26 protein-coding genes and 2 pseudogenes are annotated in these 23,396 nt (G+C 75.6%); 7 read left to right on the top strand and 21 right to left on the bottom strand.

The features are described from left to right. The first annotated feature begins 151 nt into the window (after positions 1-151). A complete protein-coding gene (locus HCK00_RS05900; RefSeq protein ID WP_168100655.1) occupies positions 152-472 on the top strand; it encodes a hypothetical protein in 321 nt (106 codons plus the stop codon). A gap of 149 nt (positions 473-621) precedes the next feature. Here the strand turns inward: HCK00_RS05900 and HCK00_RS05895 are convergent, their stop codons facing one another. From HCK00_RS05895 to HCK00_RS05885, 3 genes are all read right to left on the bottom strand, one after another. Then, positions 622-954, bottom strand: a complete 333-nt coding sequence (locus HCK00_RS05895; RefSeq protein WP_168100654.1) for an NIPSNAP family protein — start codon at positions 952-954, stop codon at positions 622-624. Positions 955-1,028: 74 nt separating this feature from the next. Further along, positions 1,029-1,529: a MerR family transcriptional regulator gene (locus tag HCK00_RS05890; protein ID WP_375781921.1), complete on the bottom strand. Its 501-nt coding sequence runs from the start codon at positions 1,527-1,529 to the stop codon at positions 1,029-1,031. 512 nt (positions 1,530-2,041) lie between these two features. Beyond that, positions 2,042-2,641, bottom strand: a complete 600-nt coding sequence (locus HCK00_RS05885) for a TetR/AcrR family transcriptional regulator (protein ID WP_168100653.1) — start codon at positions 2,639-2,641, stop codon at positions 2,042-2,044. A gap of 98 nt (positions 2,642-2,739) precedes the next feature. Here HCK00_RS05885 and HCK00_RS05880 point away from each other — a divergent pair, with 98 nt between their 5' ends. Together HCK00_RS05880 and HCK00_RS05875 are read left to right on the top strand one after the other, a co-directional pair. Continuing rightward, positions 2,740-3,171, top strand: a complete 432-nt coding sequence (locus HCK00_RS05880; protein WP_375781920.1) for a nuclear transport factor 2 family protein — start codon at positions 2,740-2,742, stop codon at positions 3,169-3,171. Continuing rightward, entirely contained in the window at positions 3,168-4,031 is an 864-nt protein-coding gene (locus tag HCK00_RS05875; RefSeq protein WP_168100651.1) for an NAD(P)H-binding protein, read from the top strand. Before HCK00_RS05880 ends, HCK00_RS05875 begins: the two co-directional genes overlap by 4 nt. Positions 4,032-4,071: 40 nt before the next feature. Here the strand turns inward: HCK00_RS05875 and HCK00_RS05870 are convergent, their stop codons facing one another. The 4 genes from HCK00_RS05870 to HCK00_RS05855 all read right to left on the bottom strand — a co-directional run bounded on the left by HCK00_RS05870 (position 4,072) and on the right by HCK00_RS05855 (position 7,934). Beyond that, positions 4,072-4,581 carry a nitroreductase family deazaflavin-dependent oxidoreductase gene (locus tag HCK00_RS05870; protein ID WP_168100650.1) on the bottom strand — a complete coding sequence of 170 codons (510 nt, stop codon included), beginning with the start codon at positions 4,579-4,581 and terminating at the stop codon, positions 4,072-4,074. 137 nt (positions 4,582-4,718) lie between these two features. Next, positions 4,719-5,975 (bottom strand): GNAT family N-acetyltransferase, encoded by a 1,257-nt coding sequence (locus HCK00_RS05865; RefSeq protein ID WP_168100649.1) that lies wholly within the window; start codon positions 5,973-5,975, stop codon positions 4,719-4,721. Between the two features lie 25 nt (positions 5,976-6,000). After that, positions 6,001-6,930, bottom strand: coding sequence for an asparaginase (locus tag HCK00_RS05860; RefSeq protein ID WP_311765165.1), 930 nt, complete (start codon positions 6,928-6,930; stop codon positions 6,001-6,003). Positions 6,931-7,226: 296 nt separating this feature from the next. Next, positions 7,227-7,934, bottom strand: coding sequence for an RsiG family protein (locus HCK00_RS05855; RefSeq protein WP_168100647.1), 708 nt, complete (start codon positions 7,932-7,934; stop codon positions 7,227-7,229). A 138-nt stretch (positions 7,935-8,072) separates the two neighbouring features. Between HCK00_RS05855 and HCK00_RS28670 the strand changes: the two are divergent. Together HCK00_RS28670 and HCK00_RS28665 are read left to right on the top strand one after the other, a co-directional pair. Then, positions 8,073-8,240 (top strand): annotated as a pseudogene (locus HCK00_RS28670) (D-aminoacyl-tRNA deacylase); the annotation flags it as partial. 177 nt (positions 8,241-8,417) lie between these two features. Continuing rightward, positions 8,418-8,669 (top strand): annotated as a pseudogene (locus HCK00_RS28665) (D-aminoacyl-tRNA deacylase); the annotation flags it as partial. A 276-nt stretch (positions 8,670-8,945) separates the two neighbouring features. Here the strand turns inward: HCK00_RS28665 and ygfZ are convergent. Continuing rightward, complete coding sequence (gene ygfZ / locus HCK00_RS05845; RefSeq protein ID WP_168100645.1) at positions 8,946-9,929, bottom strand: CAF17-like 4Fe-4S cluster assembly/insertion protein YgfZ; 984 nt, start codon at positions 9,927-9,929, stop codon at positions 8,946-8,948. Positions 9,930-9,939: 10 nt separating this feature from the next. Beyond that, positions 9,940-10,506 carry a Fur family transcriptional regulator gene (locus HCK00_RS05840; protein ID WP_168100644.1) on the bottom strand — a complete coding sequence of 189 codons (567 nt, stop codon included), beginning with the start codon at positions 10,504-10,506 and terminating at the stop codon, positions 9,940-9,942. A 435-nt stretch (positions 10,507-10,941) separates the two neighbouring features. Between HCK00_RS05840 and HCK00_RS05835 the strand changes: the two genes are divergently transcribed. Further along, positions 10,942-11,424 carry an ATP-binding protein gene (locus tag HCK00_RS05835; RefSeq protein ID WP_168100643.1) on the top strand — a complete coding sequence of 161 codons (483 nt, stop codon included), beginning with the start codon at positions 10,942-10,944 and terminating at the stop codon, positions 11,422-11,424. Positions 11,425-11,646: 222 nt separating this feature from the next. On the opposite strand, the gene HCK00_RS05830 is transcribed toward HCK00_RS05835, so the two are convergent. From HCK00_RS05830 to HCK00_RS05815, 4 genes are all read right to left on the bottom strand, one after another. Next, a complete protein-coding gene (locus HCK00_RS05830) occupies positions 11,647-12,210 on the bottom strand; it encodes a heme-binding beta-barrel domain-containing protein (protein ID WP_168100642.1) in 564 nt (187 codons plus the stop codon). Between the two features lie 438 nt (positions 12,211-12,648). Next, a complete protein-coding gene (locus tag HCK00_RS05825; protein WP_206319957.1) occupies positions 12,649-13,407 on the bottom strand; it encodes a hypothetical protein in 759 nt (252 codons plus the stop codon). A gap of 257 nt (positions 13,408-13,664) precedes the next feature. Next, entirely contained in the window at positions 13,665-14,426 is a 762-nt protein-coding gene (locus HCK00_RS05820) for a hypothetical protein (RefSeq protein WP_168100641.1), read from the bottom strand. Positions 14,427-14,560: 134 nt separating this feature from the next. Further along, on the bottom strand, positions 14,561-15,373 hold the full coding sequence (locus HCK00_RS05815) for a hypothetical protein (protein WP_168100640.1): 813 nt from the start codon (positions 15,371-15,373) through the stop codon (positions 14,561-14,563). A gap of 138 nt (positions 15,374-15,511) precedes the next feature. On the opposite strand from HCK00_RS05815, the gene HCK00_RS05810 reads away from it, so the two are divergent. Next, complete coding sequence (locus HCK00_RS05810; protein ID WP_168100639.1) at positions 15,512-15,874, top strand: DsrE family protein; 363 nt, start codon at positions 15,512-15,514, stop codon at positions 15,872-15,874. A gap of 423 nt (positions 15,875-16,297) precedes the next feature. Here the strand turns inward: HCK00_RS05810 and HCK00_RS05805 are convergent, their stop codons facing one another. The 8 genes from HCK00_RS05805 to HCK00_RS05775 all read right to left on the bottom strand — a co-directional run bounded on the left by HCK00_RS05805 (position 16,298) and on the right by HCK00_RS05775 (position 22,736). Continuing rightward, the gene (locus HCK00_RS05805; protein WP_168100638.1) at positions 16,298-16,552 is read right to left on the bottom strand and encodes a DUF3099 domain-containing protein; all 255 of its coding nucleotides are present in this window, start codon (positions 16,550-16,552) and stop codon (positions 16,298-16,300) included. A 353-nt stretch (positions 16,553-16,905) separates the two neighbouring features. Then, a complete protein-coding gene (locus tag HCK00_RS05800) occupies positions 16,906-17,193 on the bottom strand; it encodes a DUF1416 domain-containing protein (protein WP_168100637.1) in 288 nt (95 codons plus the stop codon). Positions 17,194-17,343: 150 nt separating this feature from the next. Beyond that, the gene (locus HCK00_RS05795; RefSeq protein ID WP_168100636.1) at positions 17,344-18,183 is read right to left on the bottom strand and encodes a sulfurtransferase; all 840 of its coding nucleotides are present in this window, start codon (positions 18,181-18,183) and stop codon (positions 17,344-17,346) included. 205 nt (positions 18,184-18,388) lie between these two features. Then, positions 18,389-18,469 carry a putative leader peptide gene (locus tag HCK00_RS28660; protein ID WP_362475060.1) on the bottom strand — a complete coding sequence of 27 codons (81 nt, stop codon included), beginning with the start codon at positions 18,467-18,469 and terminating at the stop codon, positions 18,389-18,391. Positions 18,470-19,110: 641 nt separating this feature from the next. After that, a complete protein-coding gene (locus tag HCK00_RS05790) occupies positions 19,111-19,818 on the bottom strand; it encodes an LmeA family phospholipid-binding protein (RefSeq protein WP_168100635.1) in 708 nt (235 codons plus the stop codon). Between the two features lie 59 nt (positions 19,819-19,877). Further along, positions 19,878-20,816 (bottom strand): hypothetical protein, encoded by a 939-nt coding sequence (locus HCK00_RS28385; protein WP_311765163.1) that lies wholly within the window; start codon positions 20,814-20,816, stop codon positions 19,878-19,880. 556 nt (positions 20,817-21,372) lie between these two features. Beyond that, positions 21,373-21,633, bottom strand: a complete 261-nt coding sequence (locus HCK00_RS05780) for a MoaD/ThiS family protein (RefSeq protein ID WP_168100633.1) — start codon at positions 21,631-21,633, stop codon at positions 21,373-21,375. Between the two features lie 296 nt (positions 21,634-21,929). Continuing rightward, positions 21,930-22,736, bottom strand: coding sequence for an alpha/beta hydrolase (locus HCK00_RS05775; protein ID WP_240965306.1), 807 nt, complete (start codon positions 22,734-22,736; stop codon positions 21,930-21,932). Positions 22,737-23,396 lie beyond the last annotated feature (660 nt).

The following is a 23,396-nucleotide window of genomic DNA, read 5'->3' as shown; positions in this document are numbered from 1 at the left end:
CGGCCCGGGCCCCGCCGGCGCTGACGGCGGGGCCCGGGCGACTGCCCCGACCAGCTTTCGATCAGGAGTTCTGCCGAACCTCCTGCCCAGGACTCAGGGCGATGCCAGGACGGACCCCACCGCGAGCCGGCGTCTTACGCATGCTGGAGACATGAGCAGGTACGCCGCCACGAGGACCTACGCCGTTCCGGAGTCACCGGGGGAACTGGCCGGACCCACCACGGGCACCGTGACCCTGCCTCGGCACATCGACTGGGGCCCGCACCACGAGTACGACCTTGCCGATGAGGCCGACCTGCTCCTTCTGTACGAGCGGGTGATCCGCGAGGCCCAGTCCTCGGCGGACCTGCGGGCGCACCTGGACGCCGGCCTGCCGCGCCGGTGCTGGAACGAGCTGTTCCTGCCGACCCCGGTACGCGTGGCCCGGCAGGCCCGTTTCCCGGAACTCTCACCCGCGGCGGCCGCTGCGTAGTGGGCGGTCTGCACCGTCAGCTCATCCGCATCGGGCTGGACGCACTCGCCGAGGACTTCGGCTACGGCCGGCTCACCACCTGACAACACCCCGAAGAGATCAGTCATCCCTGTTTGCGGGCACCGCTGAGAGCCGATCAGCCCGAAGGCTCACGCAGTGTTCGGGCTCCCCGCGAACGCGAGTGAGCCGAGAAATCGCGTCTGTTCGTGTTCCACCGTGGCATCCAGCTCGCCCATGGCCTCCAGGGCGCGGGGATCGCTGAGCGTCAGGCCACCGAGTGCGCGCTCCAGGTGGCCCTGGTCCTCGATCTCCCACAGGTTGAACGCTTCGTACAGCGGTCCGACCTGCGTCACCGTGCCGGCGACCAGCGAGATGCCCTGCGATGCGAAGAATTCACGGATGGTCACCATGGCGGCTTCGTAGCGCGCCAGATTCGCGAAACCGTACTTCAGCTGGAGCTGCGCCAGCATGTAGTTGCTCATCTGCCTGCCTTTCCTGGGGCCCTGTCGGGGCCTTCACCGGGAAGGTAGACGTTGACACCGGCGTGAAGGGCAAGTCAGCTGCTGCCGGTCACCGCGTTCAGTACGGCTTCCAGGCCCGTCAGCTTGGAATGCAGTTCTTCCGCTTCTCGTGAGAGTTCGGCGTGCCGCGTACGCAGGAGAGCCTCGATCCGGGGCGCGGAGCCGGGGAGTTTCCACTCCTGGACCACCGTACGGATCAGGTCGCTCGGCAGGCCCGCGCCGTACAGACACTGGATGAACCCGACACATTCGGCGTCTTGTGCCTGGTACCTGCGGTGTCCCACGGCGTTGCGCGACGGGAACAGGAGGCCTTGCTCCTCGTAGTACCGCAGTGACCGCGTGCTCACCTGGCACCGGTGAGCGAGTTCACTGATCGACAGCGACAGCGACACCGGGGCCGAACCGTGGTGGCGCCCGGGGCCCGACTCGGAGGTCGATTCGAGACGGTGCGCCGGCCTGCCCCCGCACGGCGAGAGGGCCTTTGGAGACGCCGCAGCGTCATCACTGGATGCGGCAGTCGAGGCATGGGAACGCATAGGGAACTCTAGCCTCCTCCAGGCTGGTTCCGTCGGGGTCATGGGCGGCAACACCAAAGACCGCCCCCGGTTCACCACGGTGAAGCGATCCGGACACCCCGGATCGGACGGGGATTCCCCCGCACCCGGTCCGGAATGGCGCGCTTCTGCCTGGTTCCCCGCGACTCGGTGACGGTGCGAGACACCTGGCACGCGACCGGGACGCGGGGCGCCGACACCAATACCGTGGCCGCCCGAACGTACCGGTGAACGGCTGACAGGACGGTCAGGCCGGACGGGTGGCTCGCATCGACCGCTCGCTCACCCGCAGGTCCGCCGAGGCCGCAGCGCCGCGCGAGTGATTCGCCGCATGGCGACTCCGGCTCATCGGACGGCTGAATGAGAATCCGGCTGGATGAGGACGGGAATCCCGCAGAGCGGGTGCCCTTCGTAGCGGCGAGAATTCCGGCTCTTCGGGCGGACACCCGGTGGCCACCCGGAGGCGGAACCGAGTTCTCCCGGCAGCGGCTCCCTCACGTCGTCCCCGGCTCCGACCAGGGTGTCAGGGCTTTTGTGGCGTAGGCCGCCAGGTCCGCGCGCAGCCGGTCACGGGGGATGTTCTCGCGGTCGGCGAGATGGGCGACGAGGTCGGCGCGGACCGCCGCGAGCAGGGCGTGGGCGGTGAAGTCCGCGCCGTGGAAGCCGGGGAGGCGCTCCAGGGTCTCGCGGAGGAGGGCGTGGGCCCAGTCGTACTGGGGTGTGCCGTACGGGCTGTCGGCGCCGGCGCCCTCCAGGGCCTGGGAGAGGTGCCGGTGGTCGAGCTTGAAGCACAGGAGCGCGTCCAGCAGGGCGAGGGCGCGTTCGGCGGGCGGGGTGCCGGGGCCGAGGGGCGGCGGCCCTTCCGCGACCGCCTGCCGGAGGGGTTCGAGCCGGGCGGTGTGGAGCGCGCGGAGCAGGGAGTTCCGGTCCCCGAAGCCGCGGAAGAGCGTGCCCTTGCCGACGCCGGCGGCGGCCGCGATGTCGGCCATGGTGACCTCCGCCGGGTTCTCACAGGTGGCGAAGAGGCGGTCGGCCGCGGCGAGGACGGCCTCGCGGTTGCGTGTGGCGTCCGCGCGGGGCTTGCGCTCGGGCACGGGATGCTCCTCCGGTTGCGTAAACGGACTGCCGGTCCGTATTGTTTGGACTAAGCGGACCTGAGGTCCGTATCGTATCGGAGGGATGGCTCATGCCCATGACCACGCCTGCCCCGGTGGAGGAACTCCTCCGCCACGGCCTGCGGCTGCTGCTCGACAAGGACATCTCCGGCTGGGTCGACCTGTGGGACGAGAACGGGATCCTCGAATTCCCGTTCGCGCCCGACGGATGGCCGAAGCGGCTGGAGGGCAAGGCCGCCGTCGCCGCCTACCTGCGCGGCTACCCCGACCACATCGACCTCCAGGATTTCCCCGAGGTGACCCTTCACCGGACGGCAGAACCCGGGACCGCCGTGATCGAGATGCGGGCGGTGGGCCGGCTGGTGAAGAGCGGTGCCCCCTACGACATGCGGTACATCACCGTGATGACGGCCGCGGACGGCCGGTTCACCCACGGCCGCGACTACTGGAACCCCCTGATCCTCCTGCGCGACGACGCGGCGGACTTCAGGGGGGCGGCGGCCCGATGAGCGCTCCCTCCACCCGCCCCGCCACGCTGGTCGTCGGCGCCACCGCCACCACCGGGAGCCGCGTGGCCGCCCGGCTCGTCGCTGACGGGCGCGTGGTCCGGGCCGCGAGCCGGAAGGCCACCCCGGTCCCCGGCGCGCGGGCCGTCCGCTTCGACTGGTACGCACCGGAGACCCACGCGGAGGCGCTGAGCGGCGCGGACCGCGTCTATCTCGTGCCGCCCCCCGGCGCCACGGACCCCGCCGCCGTCATGCTGCCCTTCCTGGAGCGGGCCAGAGAGGCAGGGGTGCGCCGGGCCGTGCTGCTCGGCGCCTCGCCGATCCCCGCCGGAGGGCCGGGGGTCGGACAGGTGCACCAGGCGCTGCCCGGGCTGTTCGAGGAGTGGGCGGTGCTGCGGCCGTCCTGGTTCATGCAGAACCTCACCACCGGCGAGCACTTGCTGGCCCGGTCCGTGCGCGAGGAAGGGGTGATCGCCACCGCCACGGGTGACGGGCGGGTGGCCTTCGTCGACGCCGACGACATCGCGGCCGTCGCCTTCCACGCGCTCACCGACGCGCGCTCCCTCGACGCCGATCCCGTCATCACCGGCCCGGAGACGCTGAGTTACGCCGGCGCGGCCGCCGTGCTCACCGAGGTGACCGGACGGCCCGTCAGTCACCGGCAGTTGACGTACGAGCAGGCGCGGGACCGCTGGGCACGGGAGCTGCCGGCTGATTTCGCCGCCGTCATGGCCGGCCTGGACCTGGCCATCGCCGACGGCGCGGAGGACCGGACCACGGACACGGTCCTCCGGATCACGGGGCGCCCGCCGACCGATTTCCGCACGCATGTCCGGCGGGCGATGGCGGCGGGGCGGCGGTAACCGGCCGCCGGCTGAACCCGGGCGGCCGGGGCGGCCCGGCTCAGCGCGGCGGCGCCCCGGCCGTCTCGCGCAGCCGGACGAAGGGGATCGAGGCGCCGGCCGCCCGGTGATCCGCCTCGCCGCCGTCGCTCTCGTAGCCCATGAACGCCAGCAGCCGCGCGGCCAGTCGCGGGTTGCGGTGTGCGTAGCGGGCCATCACCTCGGCGCCCTCCTCCGGCGGCAGGAACTCGGCGGTGACGGCGGTGTCCCGGCGGCCGGTGCGGATGGTGGCGTGCGGGGTCCTGCGCAGGTTCCGGTACCAGTCGGCCCGCGGACCGAAGCCCGAGGCGAGGGTCCAGGTGGCGGCCCGCGGGTCGTGCGCGACGACCTCCAGGACGACCTGCCGGGGGCGCCCGCTGCTGCGCCCGGTGTGCGTGAGCAGCAGCAGCCGCCGCCCGAACAGGCCGCCGAGTCCGGCCCGGTACACGGAGATGGGCAGCCGCGCGAGGCGACGCCGCAGGCCGGTGGGCGGCGCGGGGCGGTTCGGGTGCGCGGGCGGGTTGGTCGGCATCGGTGGGGTCCTCCTCGGGTGGACTCGGGTGAGTTGCCCTGCCTCCGCACGGTCTCACTCCTGGACGGGTTCCAGCGGCCGTGGGCCGTGCGGAGCGGTGAGGTGAGCTGACGGCGGTGGCCGGCCGAGGGCCGCGCTCAGAAGATGTCCGGGCACCACGGCCGGCGCGAGGTGCGCAGCAGCTGGTCCGCCAGCGCCGCCGCGCCGTCCCGGCCCTCGTCGGCCCGGCCGAGCGTGGCCAGCCGGACGGCGGATTCGTCGCCCAGGTAGAGCGTGGCCAGGTCGGCGGCGGAGAGGGTGAGGTCCGGCGCGGCCGTCGTCGGTGTGCAGGAGGCGCCGTCCGGGGAGGCGTCGAGCCGGAACCGCCCGCCGGCGGGGCCGCCGCCCGGGGCGGTCTCGTCGCGGACGTCGAGGACGAGCCCGCCGGCCGCGGCGTAGCTCCGGGCCTCCAGGGCGCGGGGGACGTCCAGCAGGCGGATCCACAGCAGGTCGGCGTGGGTGGTGACGCGGGCCGCGCGCGGATCGGGGAGGAGCAGCGGCAGCACGTCGTCCGGGGCACGGTGACCGGTCTCGACGGCGGAGATCCAGTCCACGGAGAGCACGAAGTGCCACAGCGCCCGCTCGGCGGCGGGGGTGAGCGCCAGCAGCTCGTCCACGCGCGCGGTGCTCAGCGGCTGCTTGCCCTCCCAGCGGTCGTCCGCCGTGTAGGAGAGCAGGCCCTCCGGCTCGCCCTGGGCGTTCCGGTACACCGCGAAGTACGGCTCGGTCCAGGGGCCCCAGGAGGGCAGCCGCAGATCGCCGGTGGCCAGCCGCCACACGTGCTCGCCGCGGCTGACGAAGCCGGGCCGCCGGGCGCGTATCCGGTCGTGCAGTCCGGGGCCGAGCTTGCGCACCTCGGCGCCGTCCACCAGTTCGACCCGGCCGCCGAACTCCGGGCCGGGCCGGCGGCGGTCCAGGCCGGAGCGGGTGACGTCCACCCGCCACTCGGTGGTCCAGGCGGCCGGGCCGAAGCCGTACCGGCCGTAGATCGGGTACTCGGCGGCGACCAGGGTGGCGACGGCGTCCCCGCGCTCCCGGGCCGCCGCGATGTCGTCGGTGAGCATCCGGCCGAGCAGGCCGCGCCGCCGGTGGGTGGGGAGGACGGCCACGTTGCTGATGGCGTCGGCGGGGAGCCGGGCGCCGCCGGGGACGGTCAGCTCCTGCGCGAAGCTGCGGAGGGTGGCGACGCAGCGGCCCGCGTCGAACGCCCCGCGCGTCCGGGCGGGGTCGTAGAAACCGCGGCGCGCCTCGACCTCCTCCTCGTCCACCACGGGCGGCTGGAGGAAGCCGGTCCGCAGGGCGCGCAGCCAGGCGGGCAACTCGGCGGGCTCGATGACGCGGACCTCGGTGCTCATACCGCTCACGCTAGAGGGGGACCGCTCAGAAACTCGCCCGAATTTCCCCCACCCGGAACCCGCCGCCGTGCACCGGGGCGTCACCGAGCAGCCCGGGCAGTGAGCCGTCCACCCCGAGCAGCCGCAGCGCCCGCCGGAGGACGGGGCCGACGGCGCGCGCCGCTCCGTCCTCGATCTTCAGCGCCAGCGCCCGGCCGTCCGGCAGTGCCACGGCCTGCACCCCCTCGGCGCCCATCTTGGCCAGCGCGCCGGGCAGCCCGCGCATCAGCCAGGTGTCATGGCGCCGGGTGCCGCCGACGTACTCCGGGTGGGCGCGCATCGCGTCGGCCACCCGCCGCCGCGGGGTGTCCGGTTCGGCGAGCACGCAGCGGCGGTAGGCGTGGGCGAGGCCGGTCAGCGAGACGGCGAGCACCGGGGCGCCGCAGCCGTCGGTGCCGGTGTGCGCCACCGGCTCGCCCGTGGCGTCCGCCACCTCGGCGGACACCAGGCGCTGGAGCGGGTGCTCGGGGGAGAGATAACCCTCCACGGGCCAGCCCGCGGCCACGCAGGCGGCGAGCATCCCGGCGTGCTTGCCGGAGCAGTTCATCGTCACGCGGCTCGGCCGGCCGCCCGACGCGAGCAGGGCCTCCGCCTCCACCGGGTCCAGCGGTGGCGCGGACGGGTTGTGCAGATCGGCCTCGCGCAGCCCCGCGGCCGCGAGGATCTCCGCCACCCGCTCCAGGTGGAACGGCTCCCCGGCGTGGCTGCCGGCCGCCACCGCCAGCTGCTCCCCGGCCAGCGGGGCACCCGCGCGGAGCATCGCCGCCGCCTGGAACGGCTTGTTCGCGGAGCGCGGGCCGACGGGCGAGGTGACGTCACCCAGCGCGAGCACCTCACCGCCGTCGGCCGCGAGCAGCACCAGCGAGCCCCGGTGGCGGCTCTCCGCGAAGCCGGAGCGCACCACCTCCGCGAGCACCGGTGGCGCGGGCGCCTCCGCCCCGGCGGACGACGGCGGCTCCGCCCCGGCGGAGCCCGGGGCGCGTCCTGCCGCGCGAGCCGTCCCCCGCCCGGCGCCCGTTTCCCTGCTGGCGCCGGGGTCCCGCGCGCCGGCCGCCCGGGAAGCGGCACTCGGGGCGGCGGCGCCGGGGGCGCTGGCCTCAGGGGCGCGGCCCGCGGTGCCCCCACCCGGCTGCGGGCCCCGTCCGGAGTCCGGATCGGTACGGGTCATGGGCGGCCTCCCAGCGGTACGGGGGACCGCCGCGCGGCGGTCCCTCAGGCGAGCAGATCGTCCACCTGCGCCTCGCCCTCCCGGTAACGGCGGGCGATCTCGGCGCTGCAGTCGTCGGCCGTCCGCTGTGTCTCCCGCCGGCGGACCGAGATCTGCTGTTCGAAGTGGGTCAACCGGGCCAGGCCGGCGTGGAGTTCGGTGTCCGTCCGGGCGTGGAGATCGGAGAGGCCGATCTCGGACAGCATGTCCTCCGCGAGCCGCCGGTACTCCTCGCAGTGCGGCACGCCCACCGTCACATGGCGGGCGGAGGACCGCACCGGGGACGGAGTGTCGGCCAGGATCCGCGAGAGCCGCGAGACGTCCCACCGCCCGCCGCCCGCCGCGCCGGACGGCGCCGCGCGGCGGGCCAGCTCGGCACGGAGGATGTCGATCCGGCCCTGGAGAAGCCGCCGGACGTAGCTGAGATCGGCCTCCTCGCGCCGGGCCCGCCGGCGCAGGGACCGCAGCTCGGGCAGCGAGAGCCCGTCCAGCGCCGGCCCCGCGCCCCCGGGTGGCGAGGCGGTGCGCTGGAGCGGCGGGCGCGGCTGAAGGGCGTCGGCCTGGTGGAGCATGGGCCCATCCTCGGTAGGCGGCTGGTCGGAACGGCGTGCTGCGGTGACGGTGGTGGCGGTGCCGGTGGTGGTCCGGGCACGGGGCCCCGCCGGGCCCGCCGGTCCGTGCCCGGGTGTCTGTCCGGCGCTGGTTGTACTCATCTGTGTCCCCTCCGATGGGTACGGCCCTGTTCCGGCCGGGCTCGCACCGTGTGTCTGCATCGTGCCACTGCGGGCGCTGCACGTGCATGGCCAGCGCACCCGATCGAACCCGGTTGGGCGCAGGGCATCATGGAGCCCATGCGTGCGGTGGTACAGAGGGTGAACGGTGCGAGCGTCGTCGTGGACGGCGAGACGGTGGGCGAGATCCCGGGACGCGGTCTGTGCGTCCTCGTCGGGGTCACGCACGACGACACGGAGGAGAAGGCGGACCGGCTGGCGCGGAAGTTGTGGGGGCTGCGCATCCTGGGCGGTGACGACGGCGGTGACGACGGCGGTGGCGACAGCGACGCCACCGTCGATCACGGGGCAGCCGGGGCAGCCGGGGCCTCCGGGGCCTCCGGGGCAGCCGGGGAGAACGGGGCGGACGGGACCGGCCCGGGCGGTGGGAGCGGCGGGGCGGCCGGAAGGCGTTCCCCCGGTTCGGAGAAGTCCTGTTCCGACCTGGACGCCCCGCTCATGGTCATCTCCCAGTTCACCCTCTACGGGGACGCGCGCAAGGGGCGCCGCCCCACCTGGAACGCCGCCGCCCCGGGCGAGGTGGCCGAGCCGCTGGTGGACGAGCTGGTCGCCCGGCTCCGCGCCCTGGGCGCACGGGTGGAGACGGGACGCTTCGGCGCCGACATGCAGGTCACGCTGACCAACGACGGGCCGTTCACCGTGATGCTGGAGGTCTGACGGCCGACGCCGCGGGGTGCCGACGCCGCGGGGTGCCGGGGTGCCGGGGCGGCGCACGGCCGTCCCCTGGGCGCCGGCGGGCGCGCGGCCCCGGCCGCTCCGGGGCGCGGTCAGGGGGCAAAGGCCCCGGTCGGCGTTCGGTCCCGGCCGGCCCGGAGCAGCCCGGCAGGGATCAGCCCGGTCCAGCCCGGCCCGGCCCCGACGGAGCCCGGGGCGCCCGGACGGCGCCCGGCCGTCCCCGGCCGCACCCGGGGTGACATCCCCCGGCCCACCGCCTCAGGGCTCGACCACGACCTCCTGTGCGGCGGCCGTGGCGTCCGCGAGCAGCGTGGCGTCGGCCGGAACGTTCCGCTTCACCAGGGCGAGGGCGATCGGCCCCAGCTCGTGGTGGCGCGCCGAGGTGGTGACGAAGCCGAGCTGCCGCCCGTCCGGGCCGTCGGACGCCAGCCGGACGGGGGCGCCGTGCCCGGGCAGGGTCACCTCGCTGCCGTCCAGGTGGAGGAAGACCAGCCGGCGGGGCGGGCGGCCCAGGTTGTGCACCCGGGCGACCGTCTCCTGGCCCCGGTAGCAGCCCTTCTGCAGATGCACGGCCGTGTCCAGCCAGCCCAGCTCGTGCGGGATGGTGCGGTGGTCGGTCTCCCTCCCCAGCCGCGGGCGGCGCGCCTCGACCCGCAGGGCCTCCAGCGCGAGCGTGCCCGCCGCCGGGCCGTGCTCCCCGGCGAACTTCTCCAGGTCGCCACGGGGCAGGAACAGATCACGGCCGTACGGCGTCTCGCGCGCCACCACGCCCTCCGGGGTGCCGGCGATCGAGCCGGCCGGGAGGTGGACGACCGCGTAGGCGTCCGTGCCGTCGGCGACCTCCACCCGGTAGAAGAACTTCATGCTCTCCAGATAGGAGATCAGCGCGCCCTCGGTGCCGGGCTCGACATGGGCCCAGGTGGTCGCTCCGTCGTCGACGAGGTACAGGGCGTGCTCGATGTGCCCGTGCGCGGAGAGGATCAGCGCCTCGGTGGCCCGCCCGGCGGGCAGGTCCTGGACGTGCTGGGTGAGCAGCAGGTGGAGCCAGGCGAGCCGGTCGTCGCCGGTGACGGTGACGACGCCGCGGTGGGAGAGGTCGACGAAGCCGGTGCCGTCGGCCAGCGCGCGCTGCTCGCGGAACGGGTCGCCGTAGTGCGCGGCGACGCCCTCGTCGGGCGCTTCGGCGGGGACGGCGCCGGGCAGGGACAGCAGGGGGCCGGCTCGGTGGTGGGACTGCTCCATGCCCACCAGCCTACGGCCCGGCCGCCGTTCCGTCCGCCCTGCCGCCCGGGCCGCCCGGCACGCCGTTCACCTCGCCGTCCCGGCCGGGGCGCGCACCGGCGCCCGCGGGCACCTCCGCCGTGTCCGGCGCGGGGTCCGCCGGGGAGCCCGTTTCGGCGGGGGCGGACGAACAGGAGGCGCAGCGGCCGAAGATGGCGAAATGCTTCAGGTCCGTGTCGAAACCGAATCGCTGCCGCAGCAGCCCGGTGAAGGAATCGGCCACGGAGACATCCGCCTCGATCACGTCCGAGCAGTCCCGGCAGACCAGGTGCAGATGGTGGTGGCGGTCGGCCAGGTGGTACGTCGGCGCGCCGTGGCCCAGGTGCGCGTGGCTGACCAGGCCCAGCTCCTCCAGCAGCTCCAGCGTGCGGTAGACGGTGGAGATGTTGACGCCGCCCGCCGTACGGCGCACCTCGGTGAGGATGTCGTCCGGCGTCGCGTGCTCCAGCCGGTCCACGGCTTCCAGGACGAGCTGCCGCTGCGGGGTCAGCCGGTACCCGCGCTTCCTCAGATCGCTGTGCCAGTCGGTCGTCACCACAGGGCCAGTGTAGGAGTGCCCGGCGGTGTGCGGGGCTGACGCCCCGGCCGGCGGCCGGACCGGCGGGCGCGGAGCGGGGCCGGACCGGCACCGGAAGGGGCACGGCGGTGGGCTGCGGAAGGGGCACGGCGGGGCGGTGGCGGCGGCGCCGGTGGCGGGTGCGCGCCACCCCGGGAACGCGGGACGCCCGCGACCCGTCTTCACCAGAGCGCCGCATCTGGAGTTGGCGGTTCCCAGGGGGTTGACCGGAGGGTCCCAGGTCTGGATGGTTACGGGACCCCCGCTGCGTCACCGGAGGCGTCCACACCATCGCCTCCACCACCCCCACCGGCACCGCGTCAGCCGTCACCCCGGGCGCGTCCGTTGTGCGCGGCCGGCCCCGGCGGCGCGGGCAGAACTGACCGGCCGGCGCCGGTCCGGAAGGGTTGGAAAGCGATGAGCAAGGCATTGCCGGTGGGGTCACTGGGGTCACCGGAGTCACCGGATGCGACGGACGCGGCGGTGGCGGTGTACCGGACGAGACTGGTCGCCGTGCCCGAGCGGTTCGCCGTCGCCCGCCGCTCCGTGGGGGCGCAACTGCGGCTCTGGGGATACACCGGGCTGATCGACGCCGCGGCCATGTGCGTCACCGAACTGCTGGCCAACGTCCACCGCCACGTGAGCTCGCACGAGTGCGGCCTGGCCCTGCACGCGCTGCCCGAGGGGGTGCGGGTCTCCGTCAGCGACCGCTCCTCGACCCTGCCCGTGGTGCCCGCGGAGCCGGACTGGCACGCGGAGCGCGGGCGCGGGCTGTTCCTGCTCAGCTGCACGGCCGACGCCTGGGGCGCGGAACCGACGCCCACCGGCAAGGAGGTGTGGGCCCTGCTGCGGTCCCCGCTGCCGCCGCCGCTGAGCGCCGGGCCGGGGCGGACGGACTGACGGCGGCGGGCCGACGGCGGGCGGCCCGCGGTGAAAGGCCCGCGGTGAGGGGCCCCCGGGTGAGAGGCCGGCGGCGGGCCGGTGAGGCGGGCGGGAACGGTGGCCCGGCCCGCGGGATCACGCACCGGTCCCACGCGATCGGCGCCCACGCGATCCGCCGCCCGCGCCGGACCCCGGCCGCCCGGCCGGCCGGCGGAAGCCGCTCGGAAGCCGCTCGGCCGGTCAGCGGAAGAAGGCGATCCCGTCGTCCGGCAGGTCCTTCAGGTCCTTGGCCCACTCGCTCGGGTCGACGACCTTCTTCAGGTGCGCCGACATGTACGGGCGCAGCTCGACATCCGGGGTGGCCTTCTCGCCCACCCACATCAGATCGCCCTTGACGTAGCCGTAGAGCCGCTTGCCGCCGGAGTACGGCCCGGAGGCGGCGGTGCGTGCCACGGCGTCGGTGGCCAGGTCGATCTGCGGCTTCTGGTCGGCGAGTTCGCCGTACCAGACCTCCACCACGCCGTCCTGCCGGACCATGACGACCTCGACCTTGCGCTGCTCGTCGACGCGCCAGTAGCCCTTCTCCGACTCCAGCGGGGCGACCTTCTTCCCCTCCGCGTCGAGCTGCCAGGTGTGCGAGGTGTACTCCAGGAAGTCCCGGCCGTCGTGGGTGAAGGTCACCTCCTGGCCGAAGTTGCACTTCTCCGAGCCCGGGAAGTCGTGGACGCCCGCGCCCTCCCAGTTGCCGAGGAGGAAGGCGAGGGGGACGAGGGCGGGGTTGAGGTCGGAGGGAATCTCGATCATGGCGTCGGCTCAGGCGATCTGTGGAGGGCGGAAAGGGGCGGTCAGCGCTGTCCCTGGTACAGCTTCTTCCAGGTCAGCCACGAGAACGCGAGCACGCCCACGACGACCAGGACCAGCAGCACGGTGAAGAAAGCCTCAAGCACGGGGCGCGCCTCTCGGACGGGTGGAATCACGGACCGCTGCCGAGTCTAGACGCCGCGGCCCGGCGGGACGCTGTGAGGTCCGCCGCCCCGGGACGGCCCGCGGGGCGGGCGCCGTGCCGGGCCGTCGTCCCGCCGTACGGCCGTCCCGGCCGTCACCCCCTGCCGGCGTCCGGGCCGCATGTGGTGAGCCCCGGGCCTGACGCCGCGCCCGGGCCGTCCGCCCGCACCGCACCGGAGGACCGGGCGCCGCGCCGCCCCGCGGGCTGCCCGTCCCGGCGCCGGGCGGCCCTGGGCGTCACGACGCCGCCCAGCTCAGGAGCTGGTACTGGAGGACCACCGTCTGCCGGAACGGCACCTCGCCGTCCGGCCCGGACGCGGGCACCGACTGGACGATCAGCGCGACGGTGTCCCCGGCGACGATGTACGCGTGCCGCACCCGCCGCTCCCCGTACGGCTCCCGCTCGTCGTAGGCGAAGAGGCGGCCCTGCGCGTCGGAGCCCACCGTCAGCGGCCAGTCCGGCACCAGGTCCGAGGCCCCGGCCCCGGCGAGATCGGCGTGCGCCATGGTGCCCGCGCTGCCGAAGGCCAGCTCGTGGGTGAGGAAGGCGTGCCCGGCGGAGCCGAAGCGCAGCAGGTGGATCCGGGTACGGGTACCGTCCGGCATCGTCCAGCCGCGCGATGTGATGTGCCGGCAGGCGTTCTCCGTGAGCTGCTCGCGCACGGCCGCCCGGTGTTCCTCCTCGTACTCCGCCACGAAGTCCGCCACGGGGAGCCGGCCGTCCGCGCCGGTCAGGCCCTTCTCGGGGACCGCTCCGGCGGGCGGCGGGAGGAGGAGGCCCCGGGGATCGCCGTGGTGCGTCCCGGCGGGGTCGCCGGCCGACGGGCGGGGCGCGCCGGTGGGCCGCGCCGGGGGCTCCAGCGGGCCGTAGTCCCAGCGGCCGTCGTGCTCCGTGGCCAGACCGGGCAGGTGGGTACGGTCCGTCGCGGCGAGCCCGGAGCCGGTGCCGGCGGCGAGGCAGGCGAAGACCGCGACGGCGGCGGCCCAGCGCGGCACGGCACGCCGGAGGCGGCTGCCCGGCGCCGGTGCCGGGGCGGGCTCGGGCGCCGGTGCGGACTCGCGTGCCGATACGGGCTGGGGCGCCCGTGCGGACCCGGCGGCCGGGGTGGGCTCGCGTGCCGGGGAGGGCCCGGCCGCCGGTACCGGTGCCGGCCGGGGCGGCGCCGTGGCCTCCTCGGGGCCGGGCCGTTCCGCCGCCGGTGGCCGGCTGTTCCCGTGTGTTCCGTCCATCCGTCCCTCGCCGTCCGCTCCGCTCATCTCTCCTCCCCGGCCGACGCGAGGCGCTCCAGCTGCTCCGTCAGCAGGTCGAGCGACATCTCCCGGGTGTACTGCCCCGGCCCGCTCACCACGCCCGAGAGCAGGAAGGGGCCCTGCCGGGCCACGCACAGGGTGCTGCCCAGCTCGTCACCGTCCGGGTCCTCGTCCCTGGCGACCACACACGAGGCCTCCGGGGCACCGTCGAGTTCCGGCCCCGGGCGCAGGCGGGACTCCGCGGTACCGCCCATCAGTTCGCCGGCGAGGGCGTAGAACCCGCCCACCCGCGCCGTCGCCGTCGCGTCCGCCGTCCGCACGATCCGGATCTCGGTCACGGTGGAGAGGTCCCGGGAGGCGTACGACCGCATGGCCAGGCCCGTGACGCGGAGCTCCGCCACCGTGCGTTTCCACTGCCGGCGCTGGGCCGCGGAGCCCCCGGTGGTGAGGAGGCGCACCGCCCGTTCCCGGCCGAGTACCGCGCTGTGGCCGAACTCGTCCAGATCGGGGCCCGGTTGGTGGTCCTCGGGGACGGGCAGCAGCAGGGCGGCGAGTTCCTGCCCGGCACGCGAGGTGTCCGGGCCCACGGGAAGCCCGCCGTCACCGTCCGCGAGGTCCTCGCCGTCTTCGCCGTCCCGTGCGGCGGAGGGCTCGGCCCACACCTCGGTGGGCGCGGAGCGGTCGGCCCCGGCCAGCTGCTGCCGCGCGGCGAGGCCACCGCCCGCCAGCGCGGCGAGGGCGAGCAGCCCGCTCACGGCCGGCATGGCGAGACGGCGGCCACGCCCCCCGGGGGCCGCGGAGTCCGGTGCGGGTCCGTGACCGGGTGACGGGGGCGGGGGTGGGGTCGGGGACGGGGACGGGGGTGGCGGCGCGGTGCCCGCCGCGGGCTCGACGGGGTTCACAGCCGCTCCAGCTGCCGCTCGGCCAGGGACATGACGGTGCGCGCCGCGATGGGCTCCGTGTCGGAGACCCTGATGTCCACCACGGTGTCCCCCCGGCGGGCGAGCGCCTGCGCCCGGTGTATGGGCCGGGCGTCCATCAGAACCGGCTTGCGGTGGACATGGACGCTGCCGGTGGCCGTACCCGGGATCCGCAGTCCGTTGTCGCCCACCTCGGGGTCGGCCCCGACGGACTGCTGCCGCCCGTTGAGGTACTGGGCCGCGTTCGGCCACTCCGAGTCGTCGAACTGGACCAGCCGGACGGTCACATGACGCTCGCCGGTGACCCAGTCGACCCCGGCGGCACGGCGGAAGGCATGCCGGATCAGCAGCGTGAACTCGTGCCCGGCCTGGGTGAACTCATGGGCGTACGCGAGCTGCGTCAGCCGCTCGCCGTCCGGCCGGCCGGGGACGCTCGCGGCGCCCTCGGGGCGCTGAAGCAGCAGCTCGCGCAGATCGCCCTCGGTACGCGGCGGCGGGTCCTGGTCCGCCGGGAGCGTGGCCGGGCGGCCCCCGGCGGAGGCCGCCGGTGCCGGGTGGTGCAGCTCCGGCCGGGACAGCGGCGGGAGGGGCGTGGGCGGCCTGTCGTACTGCACGGTGTAGCCGGCCACGGTCCCGGTGAGCACACCGAGCACCGCGGCCGCGGTGAGCAGCCGGGCGGTACGGCTGCCGGGCGAGGCGGAGACCCCGGTCCTCTCCGGCACGGTGGCGTGCGCGGGCGGACCGTCGGTGGCGGGGGTGTCCGCCGGTTCGGGGGATGGTGTGGGTAACACGGGACCCTCGTGGACGGGGGGCGGCGCGCCCGTGGGCCCCGCCCACGGACCCGCCCCGGATGATCAGTTGACGGTGCGAGGGGCCTGACCGTTGTCCGCGCCGAAAGGTTGTACGGAACGGAGCCTTAAGGTGACGGCATGGCGAAGAAGCTCGTGATCAAGGTGACGGCCGGGGCGGACGCTCCGGAGCGGTGCTCGCAGGCGTTCACGGTGGCGGCGGTCGCCGTCGCCAGCGGGGTCGAGGTGTCGCTCTGGCTGACCGGGGAGTCGGCCTGGTTCGCGCTGCCCGGCCGGGCGGCGGAGTTCGAACTGCCGCACGCCGCTCCGCTGCCGGACCTGCTGGACGCGCTGCTCGCGGGCGGCCGGGTCACCCTCTGCACCCAGTGCGCGGCCCGCCGCGACATCACCGAGGGCGACACCCTGGAGGGCGTCCGTATCGCGGGAGCGCAGGTCTTCGTCAGCGAAGCCATGGCGGACGACACGCAGGCGCTCGTCTACTGACCCGGGCGACCCCGAGCCGTCGTCCTCCGCGCGCACCGGTTCGCGCACCGGCTCGCCCGCCGGGGACGGCGGCCTCCGCGGCCTCCGCCCGGGTGGTGCCGGCGCCAGGGCGGGGCACGGGCGGGCGCGGACGCGGAGGCCGGGCGGGGGACGGATTCCCGCCGGGCGTGGAAGCGGGGCGCGGGACGGGTCCCCGGCGCTCCAGTGGGTGCGGGAGTCGTGTCCCGCGCGGGGTGCCCGCCTGCTGCGGGCCCCTCCGTGGGGCGGAGCTGCTCCGTGGGGCGGGGCCGAGCGGGCGGAAGCGAAGGCTTCGGCCGGGCTGGGGCCCCGTGGCGGGAAAGGCGTGACGTGTCCCGGGAGCCCGCGGCGGGCGGCGGATCCGCGGATCCCACGCGTCGCCGGGCTCGCCGCCGACCCCGGCGTTCAGCGCCGGTCGCGCCGGTCCAGCTCCTTCCACCAGCGGTCGGACTCCGGGTCGCCGGACTCGTCCCACCAGCGGTCCTCGGGGCCGCGCCGGTTGGCGACGATCGCGGCGACCGGCGGGATCGCCGCCGCGACCACGCACATCGCGATGGCGGCCGTGACCGACCACAGCCGGACCACGGCCCAGGCGGTGACGAAGAGCGTCAGGCACACGCCCATGAGCAGGAAGTAACGGCGCCGGCGTCGCGCGTACATACATCTCAGCGTACGACCGGACGGCCTGCTTGGCTCCCGCCGGGACGGAGCCGGTGGACGCGCCGGGGCCCCGGGAGGCGCGTGGCGGACGGGCCGCGCCCCGAGGGACCACCGAGGGACCACCGAGGGACCACCGAGGGACCGCCGAAGGGGTGCCGGGAGGGGTGCCGGGAGGGAGGCCGCGAAGATCGCCGGAAGCACGGCCGGAGACTCCCGCCGTGCGTCACGGCGGGAGGACACGCCGTGACGCACGGCGGACGAACGCAACCGCCGGCCGCCGGCGGGAACCGGCGGCCGGCGGTTGAGGACGGCCTCAGGCGGGCTCGGTCCGCCTCGGGCGGACCGAGACGGGTTCAGACGGCGATGGCGACCTCGGCCAGGCCACCCTGCTGGGCGACGACCGTGCGGTCCGCCGTGGCGCCGGGCACCAGGGCACGCAGGGTCCAGGTGCCCTCGGCGGCGTAGAAGCGGAACTGCCCGGTGGCCGAGGTGGGCACCTCGGCGGTGAACTCGCCGGTGCTGTCCAGCAGCCGCACGTAACCGGTGACGGGCTCGCCGTCGCGGGTCACCTGACCCTGGATGGTGGTCTCACCGGGCTTGACGGCCGAGGCGTCCGGGCCGCCGGGCTGTGCTCCACACATATGTCTCTTACCTCTGTCTGAATCCTGTACCGGATCGCGGTGCGCGCGTCCGATGCTGACTGCGGCGTCTCCGGCCGGGGTACGGCCGGCGGGACGCCCCGGGCCCACCGGGGCCCGGGGCGGAGGGGACGGACGGCCGGAGCCGTCGGCTCACTTGCCGGAGCCGATTTCGATCGGCACGCCGACGAGGGAGCCGTACTCGGTCCAGGAGCCGTCGTAGTTCTTGACGTTCTCCTGGCCCAGCAGCTCGTGCAGCACGAACCAGGTCAGCGCGGAACGCTCACCGATCCGGCAGTAGGCGATGGTGTCCTTGGCGAGGTCCACGTCCTCGGCCTCGTAGAGCTCCTTCAGTTCCTCGTCGGACTTGAAGGTGCCGTCGTCGTTGGCGTTCTTCGACCACGGGATGTTGCGCGCGCTCGGCACGTGGCCGGGGCGCTGCGACTGCTCCTGCGGGAGGTGCGCCGGGGCGAGCAGCTTGCCGCTGAACTCGTCGGGGGAGCGCACGTCGACCAGGTTCTTGCTGCCGATGGCGTCCACGACGTCGTCCCGGAAGGCGCGGATCGCGGTGTTCTGCTCCTTGGCCCGGTACTCGGTGGCGGGGCGCTCCGGCACCTCGGCGACCAGGTCACGGGAGTCCAGCTCCCACTTCTTGCGGCCGCCGTCGAGGAGACGGACGTCCTCGTGGCCGTAGAGCTTGAAGTACCAGTAGGCGTAGGACGCGAACCAGTTGTTGTTGCCGCCGTAGAGGACGACGGTGTGGTCGTTGGCGATGCCCTTGGCGGAGAGCAGCTTCTCGAAGCCCTCCTGGTCGACGAAGTCGCGGCGGACCGGGTCCTGAAGGTCCGACTTCCAGTCGATGCGGACGGCGTTCCGGATGTGGTTCTTGTCGTACGCCGAGGTGTCCTCGTCGACCTCGACCAGGACGACCTTCGGGTCGTCGAGGTGGGCCTCGACCCAGTCGGCGTCCACCAGAACGTCGCTGCGGCTCATATGTTCTCTCCTCCGGGGCAGTGCGGGGCGGTCGTGGTGCGGGTGTCTCTCAGGTCTCTCGTGGAGCTGCGGAGATCCGGGCTGGGAGCGGGCGGGGCGCGCGGTCGGCGGCCGTCCGGGCGTCTGCCGTGGCCGGGCGTGGCGCGCGGGCTTCGGAAGACGGAGGCCCGCTACCGGGGCCGCGGAAGCGGGGCTGGGCCCCGGCTCAGAGAGAGCGACACAGCATGGCGGCGACACGGCACAGGTCGACTGCCCGCCGTTTCGTGAGATCCGCCTGTCGCTTCATGGTTCCGATCGTAGGGAGGAGACGAGGGTCGTGTCACCGGCGTGTCGCATGATGAGACAGAACAGTCCGGCATGTGGCCGATCGGCGACCGAGTGGAGTGGGCGGCGGAGGGTGCTGACGCGGTCCGTCCCGGTGGGGTCCGGGCTGCGGGCGCGCCCGTCTCGGCAGCCGGACCGCGGTGGACGGAGCTGGACGGTGACGAGCGGCGGCGAGCGGTGCCGGACGGCGCGGGTGCCGTGGCCGGCGAGCGGTGGCCCGGCCTGCGCCCGGGGCCGGGGGTGCGGGCGCGGTACGGGGTGCCGCCGCTCCGGGGGCGGCGGGCGTGGTGCGGCGGGCCGGGGGTCGCGCCGCCTCGCGGAACGGGGCCGGACCTGCTCCGGCCCCGGGCGCGGGCGTGGCGGTGGGCGGTGCCCGGCGGGTGCGGGCCGTGGCCGCGATCGTGGCGGGAGCGGGCGGGGCCGGGCGGCGGGTGGAGGCACCGGCGGCGCGCGGCGGGGCGCGCACCCGCCGGGCCGGGTGAGCGGTCGGGGGAGGTCCCGGGCGCACCCCGCCGGGCGGGGTGATCGTTCAGGACTGGCATCAGGCGCGCGCCGCCCGCCGGTGGGGGCCGCGTGGGGCGGCGGTGGGGCGTCCGGCGGCGGTCAGCCGGCGAGCGCCACCTGGCGTCCCGTGAAGGTGATCTCGATGCCCTTGGCGGCCGGCTTCACCGACTCCAGCTCCAGCCCCTTCGGCAGCCCGGCGATCTTCCGCTCCATGTCGATGCGGCTGCGCACCAGGTCCTCGACGCCGGGCAGACCGTCGGTGGCGATCTCCTCGGCGCGGAGGCGGATGGTGTCCCCGCCGGTGACGGACACGGTGGACACCACGCTCCGCTCGAAGGCCTGCCCGGTCGGGAGCTGGATACCGGCGGTGACCTTCACCTGCGGCTTGCCCGAGTCGTCCTTGCCGCCGTAGCCGACGGTGATGCCCTCCTCGGCGAGCTTGCTGAGGTCGTCGTAGCTGATGGTGGCCGTGCCGGAGGCAGCGGCGGCCGTGGCGGAGGAGAAGTTGTTCTCCAGCGCCACGTCCCGCAGCTGCGCCCGCATCGTGGTCAGCCGCACGGACTGGCCGTTCGCCTCGACCCGCATCCCGTCCATGGTGACGCGGACGTCGTCGAGCTTCTGTGTCGCGGCCTGGGTGAGGAAGGGGAAGCCCTGGATGGAGACCTCCGGGTCACCGGAGAGGGCCTGGCTGCTCTTGATCTTCTTCGCCGCCTCTCCCTCCGCCAGGTTGACGGCGAGGCGGTCGGCGGCCACGAAGAGGCCACCGAGCACCACGGCGAGGATCAGCAGTATTCGGAGTGCGCGCATCCGTCCCATCCCAGGCAGTCGTCGTCCCGTCCCGCGCCGTGCCACACCGCTGCGGGCGGTCACCCGAGGGTACGGCTCAACACGTACACGGCGGGAGCGGCAACAGCCAGCGGCAGGGCGACACCGGCGGTCATATGGACGAAACGGGACGGGTAGTCGTAACTCGCCACCCGCAGTCCGATGAGCGCGCAGAGCCCCGCGGCCGCACCGAGTATCGCGCCCGCCGTGGCGTCGTCTGCCCAGCTCCCGGCGGTGTAGCCCACGGCTGTGGCGGCCACCAGCGCGACGGCGGGCGACAGCGCGGACGGCAGCGGCAGCGCGCGCACCACCGCCGCGGCGGCCACGGCGGCGGCCCCCGTCACCACGGCGTCGGCCGAGTGGGCCACCGCGGCGAGGTACCCGCCGGCGAGGACGGCCAGAGCGGTCGAGGCCAGCCCCGCGGTCAGCGCGTACAGGCGCTCGTCGGCCGAACTGCGGTTGCGCAGCTGGAGGACGAGGACGAAGAGGAACCACACCCCGAGCGTGTCGACGGCCGCCAGCGGGGCCGACCCGCGGTCGGTGGCGAGCAGTGCCGCGTCGGCTGCCAGCCCGCCCGCGAAGGCGAGCGCGATGCCCTGGCGCGCCGGCCACATGCCGTTGAGCCGGTACCAGCCCGCCGCCGTGACCGCCTGGAGCAGCACCACCGGGACGGCGAGCAGCGGCCTGCCCACCAGCGCGGCGGCCGCGATCAGCGCGGCGAGGACGGCGGTCAGCCCGGCGGGCAGCAGGCCCGGGGCGATGATCGGCGACCGGCCCTCGGCGCGGGCCCGCTGGGCCGCCGTGAGCGGCGGCCCGGACGCCGGGCCGGCGGGGGAGTGACCGGCCTGACTCCCGGCCCCGGAAGGCCCGCCCGGCCCGGCGCCCGCGCCGGGGGCGGCGGAGCCGGGGACGGCCGAGGCGGAGGAGGAGCCGGGGCCGCCGGCCGGGCCCGCGCCGGGTGCGCCGCCGTGCCCCGGCACGCCTCCGTACGCGGCCGGCCGCTCGGGCGGCAGCGGGACGGCACCGGCCGGGCCGGGAGCGGGACCGGCCCCGGGGGGCGGGCCGTATCCGGGGGTGGTGCCGGTCCCGGGGGGCGGGCCGTACCCCGGGGTGGCGCCGGTCGCCCGGGGCGCGCCGTGCTCCAGCTGGTTGCCGTGGGCCGTGGGCGCTCCGTACCCGGGAGGTCCGCCGTACGCCGGGGCGGCACCGGGGCCGGGTGCCGGATCCGGGCCGGGTGCGGTCCCGCCCCGGGACGGCTCCGGCCAGGCGGGGGCCTGGGCCCCGTACGGCCCGGCAGGGGGGTACCCGGCCGGGGGCGGGGCGGCCGGTCCGCCGGCGGGCGCGCCCTGGCCCCCGGGCGAACCGAACACGCCCTGGTGGCCCGGGGCTTGCCCGCCGGCCCGCGCGTCCTGCGCGCCGGGCTCCGGGTGAGGGCCCGGGGCCGGCCGCGGAGCGGGAGCGGCGTGCGGGTCGTGCGGCTCGTACGGCCGGTGCGGGTCGTACGGGCGCTGCGGCTGGTCCGTCATGCTCGGCTGCTCACCCTCCTGCGAACGGTGGGAGCACCTCGACCGTGCCGCCCGGGGCCAGTGTGACCGTGTCGTGGGCGCGCACGCCAACCGGGGCGCCGTCCACCAGGAACGAGCAGCGGAGCAGCACCCGCGCGAACTCCGGTTGCCCGGCGTGGAGTCGGCGCGCGGCCTCCAGCGCCTCCGCGAGCGTGGCGGCCTCGTACGGCTCCTCGGCCGTCCCGGCGGCGGACTTGGCCGCCGCCCAATAGCGGATCGTCCCTGCGGCCATGACGGCTCCTCACCCTCTCCGGCTGTTCCCGGCTGTCCCCGGCTGCTCTCGTGCGGTTTCCCCGGCCTCCGGGGGTGGTGGCTCCGGGGGCTCCGCGGCGGGGCCGGCGGGTCCGGCGCCGCGGGACCAATCTATTTCAGGCCCCGGACAGCGGGACCGCCCCTGTGGACAACCGGAGCCGGGCCGCACCGGCCTGCACCGATCCCTGCCGGCCGGAGCCGGCCCCTGCCCTTGCCCTCGCCCCTGTCCTTGCCCCTGCCCGTCCCGCCCGCTCGCGTGGCCCTCCCCGGGGTGGCTCAGCCCTTCCGGGAGGCCGGGGCGACCGTCCTGGTCACGGAATCCGTCGCCCAGGACGCGATCCGGTGCAGCAGGGGTGGGGCCGCCGCGTTCTCGGCGTGGCCCATGCCGCGTTCGAGCCAGAGTTCGACCGCTTCCGGCGAGGGGGCCGCCGCCAGCAGGGATTCCGGGTGGTCCACCGGGAAGTACGTGTCCCGGTCGCCGTGCACGACGAGCAGCGGCACGGGCGCGATGAACGGCACCGAGGCGACCGGTGGCAGCGGCACCGGGTCCCAGTCCCGGGTGTGGATCCGGGTGCGCAGCCCGTAGCGGCCGACCAGGCGGCCGGACGGGCGCGTGATCACCCAGTGGACGCGGCGCATGGCCGCCGTTCCCCGGTAGTACCAGCGGGCGGGGGCGCTCACGGCGACCGCCGCGTCCGTGCGCGCCTCCTCGTGTCCCTCGGCCGGAATGCCCGGCTCCGGTCCGGCCGCGCCGGCGTTCGGGCCGAACAGCGCCGCGTGCCGGAGCACCACCGAACCGCCCATCGAGAAGCCGACCGTGGCCACCCGGCGGTGGCCGAGGGAGCGCGCCCAGCGCACCGCCGCGGCCAGGTCCAGCACCTCGCGGTCGCCGACCGTGGACCGCCCGCCGGAGCGCCCGTGGCCACGGAAGGAGAAGGTGATCACCGCCGCGTGCGCCGCGAACGTCTCGGCCACCCGCCGGACGGCGGGGCGGTCCAGTGAGCCGGTGAAACCGTGCGCGACGACGATCGCCGGGCCGGCTCCGGCCTCGCCGGGGGATCCGGGACGTCCGGGAGGTCCCAGGTGTCCGGGAGGTCCCAGGTGTCCGGGGGGTCCGTCCGTCCGCGACGGCTCCTCGCCACGGTCCGTCGCCGTCGCCGTCGCCGTCGCCGTCGCCGACGCCGACGCCGCCGTCCCCGGCCGGGCCGGGACTGCGCCCCCGTCCGCCGCCGGGGCACCGTCACGGCGCGCACCGGACCGCGAACCGCCCCGGGCCGGGGCCCGGCGGACGCCGTCCGCCTCCCCCGCACCGCCGCCTCTTCCGCCCGGCGCACCGCCCGCGCCGTGCACCCCGTCCGCGCCGCCCGCGCCGTCCGCGCCGTCCACAGTGCCCGCGCCGTTCACATCGCGCACGCCGTCCGCGTGATCGCCGGTGCCCGGGCGGTGGCGCCGGGCAGGCCGGTACGCCGCCTCGATCGCCACCCGGTCGGCGGTCAGCAGCATGGTACGGAGAAACCCCTGTTCAGGGCCTTGTCCGCCACCCAAGGTGACCGGTCGCGCACCGATTTTCGCGTCTTCCCCCTCCGGTTCCCCACTCATGTGGGCTATTCTCTGGCATGAGGATCCGGGCAGCGACGCCCCCGGGTCCTCTTGTGCATTGAGGCACGTCCGGCACGGATGTTCCCCGGTCCGTGCCCGGGAGGAACGGCGGGCGGCGCGCGGGGAACGGTGGAGCGGGGCGGT

Origin of the sequence: Streptomyces zingiberis, assembly GCF_012034935.1 — a bacterium.
GTDB lineage: Bacteria > Actinomycetota > Actinomycetes > Streptomycetales > Streptomycetaceae > Streptomyces > Streptomyces zingiberis.
The sequence above is the reverse complement of the archived record's forward strand: the minus strand, read 5'-3'. Positions and strand labels throughout refer to the sequence as shown.

What these genes read in the sequence shown, in the direction of transcription:
- HCK00_RS05865 (WP_168100649.1), bottom strand. Translation starts at nt 5,975, where the DNA reads ATGAGCACCGAGGTCCGCGTCATCGAGCCCGCCGAGTTGCCCGCCTGG.
- HCK00_RS05780 (WP_168100633.1), bottom strand. Translation starts at nt 21,633, where the DNA reads ATGGCCGCAGGGACGATCCGCTATTGGGCGGCGGCCAAGTCCGCCGCC.
- HCK00_RS05805 (WP_168100638.1), bottom strand. Translation starts at nt 16,552, where the DNA reads ATGTACGCGCGACGCCGGCGCCGTTACTTCCTGCTCATGGGCGTGTGC.
- HCK00_RS05895 (WP_168100654.1), bottom strand. Translation starts at nt 954, where the DNA reads ATGAGCAACTACATGCTGGCGCAGCTCCAGCTGAAGTACGGTTTCGCG.
- ygfZ (WP_168100645.1), bottom strand. Translation starts at nt 9,929, where the DNA reads ATGGAGCAGTCCCACCACCGAGCCGGCCCCCTGCTGTCCCTGCCCGGC.
- HCK00_RS05870 (WP_168100650.1), bottom strand. Translation starts at nt 4,581, where the DNA reads ATGCCGACCAACCCGCCCGCGCACCCGAACCGCCCCGCGCCGCCCACC.
- HCK00_RS05855 (WP_168100647.1), bottom strand. Translation starts at nt 7,934, where the DNA reads ATGAGTACAACCAGCGCCGGACAGACACCCGGGCACGGACCGGCGGGC.
- HCK00_RS05835 (WP_168100643.1), top strand. Translation starts at nt 10,942, where the DNA reads ATGAGCAAGGCATTGCCGGTGGGGTCACTGGGGTCACCGGAGTCACCG.
- HCK00_RS05795 (WP_168100636.1), bottom strand. Translation starts at nt 18,183, where the DNA reads ATGAGCCGCAGCGACGTTCTGGTGGACGCCGACTGGGTCGAGGCCCAC.
- HCK00_RS05820 (WP_168100641.1), bottom strand. Translation starts at nt 14,426, where the DNA reads ATGCCGGCCGTGAGCGGGCTGCTCGCCCTCGCCGCGCTGGCGGGCGGT.
- HCK00_RS05900 (WP_168100655.1), top strand. Translation starts at nt 152, where the DNA reads ATGAGCAGGTACGCCGCCACGAGGACCTACGCCGTTCCGGAGTCACCG.
- HCK00_RS05890 (WP_375781921.1), bottom strand. Translation starts at nt 1,529, where the DNA reads ATGCGTTCCCATGCCTCGACTGCCGCATCCAGTGATGACGCTGCGGCG.
- HCK00_RS28660 (WP_362475060.1), bottom strand. Translation starts at nt 18,469, where the DNA reads ATGAAGCGACAGGCGGATCTCACGAAACGGCGGGCAGTCGACCTGTGC.
- HCK00_RS05800 (WP_168100637.1), bottom strand. Translation starts at nt 17,193, where the DNA reads ATGTGTGGAGCACAGCCCGGCGGCCCGGACGCCTCGGCCGTCAAGCCC.
- HCK00_RS05875 (WP_168100651.1), top strand. Translation starts at nt 3,168, where the DNA reads ATGAGCGCTCCCTCCACCCGCCCCGCCACGCTGGTCGTCGGCGCCACC.
- HCK00_RS05880 (WP_375781920.1), top strand. Translation starts at nt 2,740, where the DNA reads ATGACCACGCCTGCCCCGGTGGAGGAACTCCTCCGCCACGGCCTGCGG.
- HCK00_RS05830 (WP_168100642.1), bottom strand. Translation starts at nt 12,210, where the DNA reads ATGATCGAGATTCCCTCCGACCTCAACCCCGCCCTCGTCCCCCTCGCC.
- HCK00_RS05810 (WP_168100639.1), top strand. Translation starts at nt 15,512, where the DNA reads ATGGCGAAGAAGCTCGTGATCAAGGTGACGGCCGGGGCGGACGCTCCG.
- HCK00_RS05790 (WP_168100635.1), bottom strand. Translation starts at nt 19,818, where the DNA reads ATGCGCGCACTCCGAATACTGCTGATCCTCGCCGTGGTGCTCGGTGGC.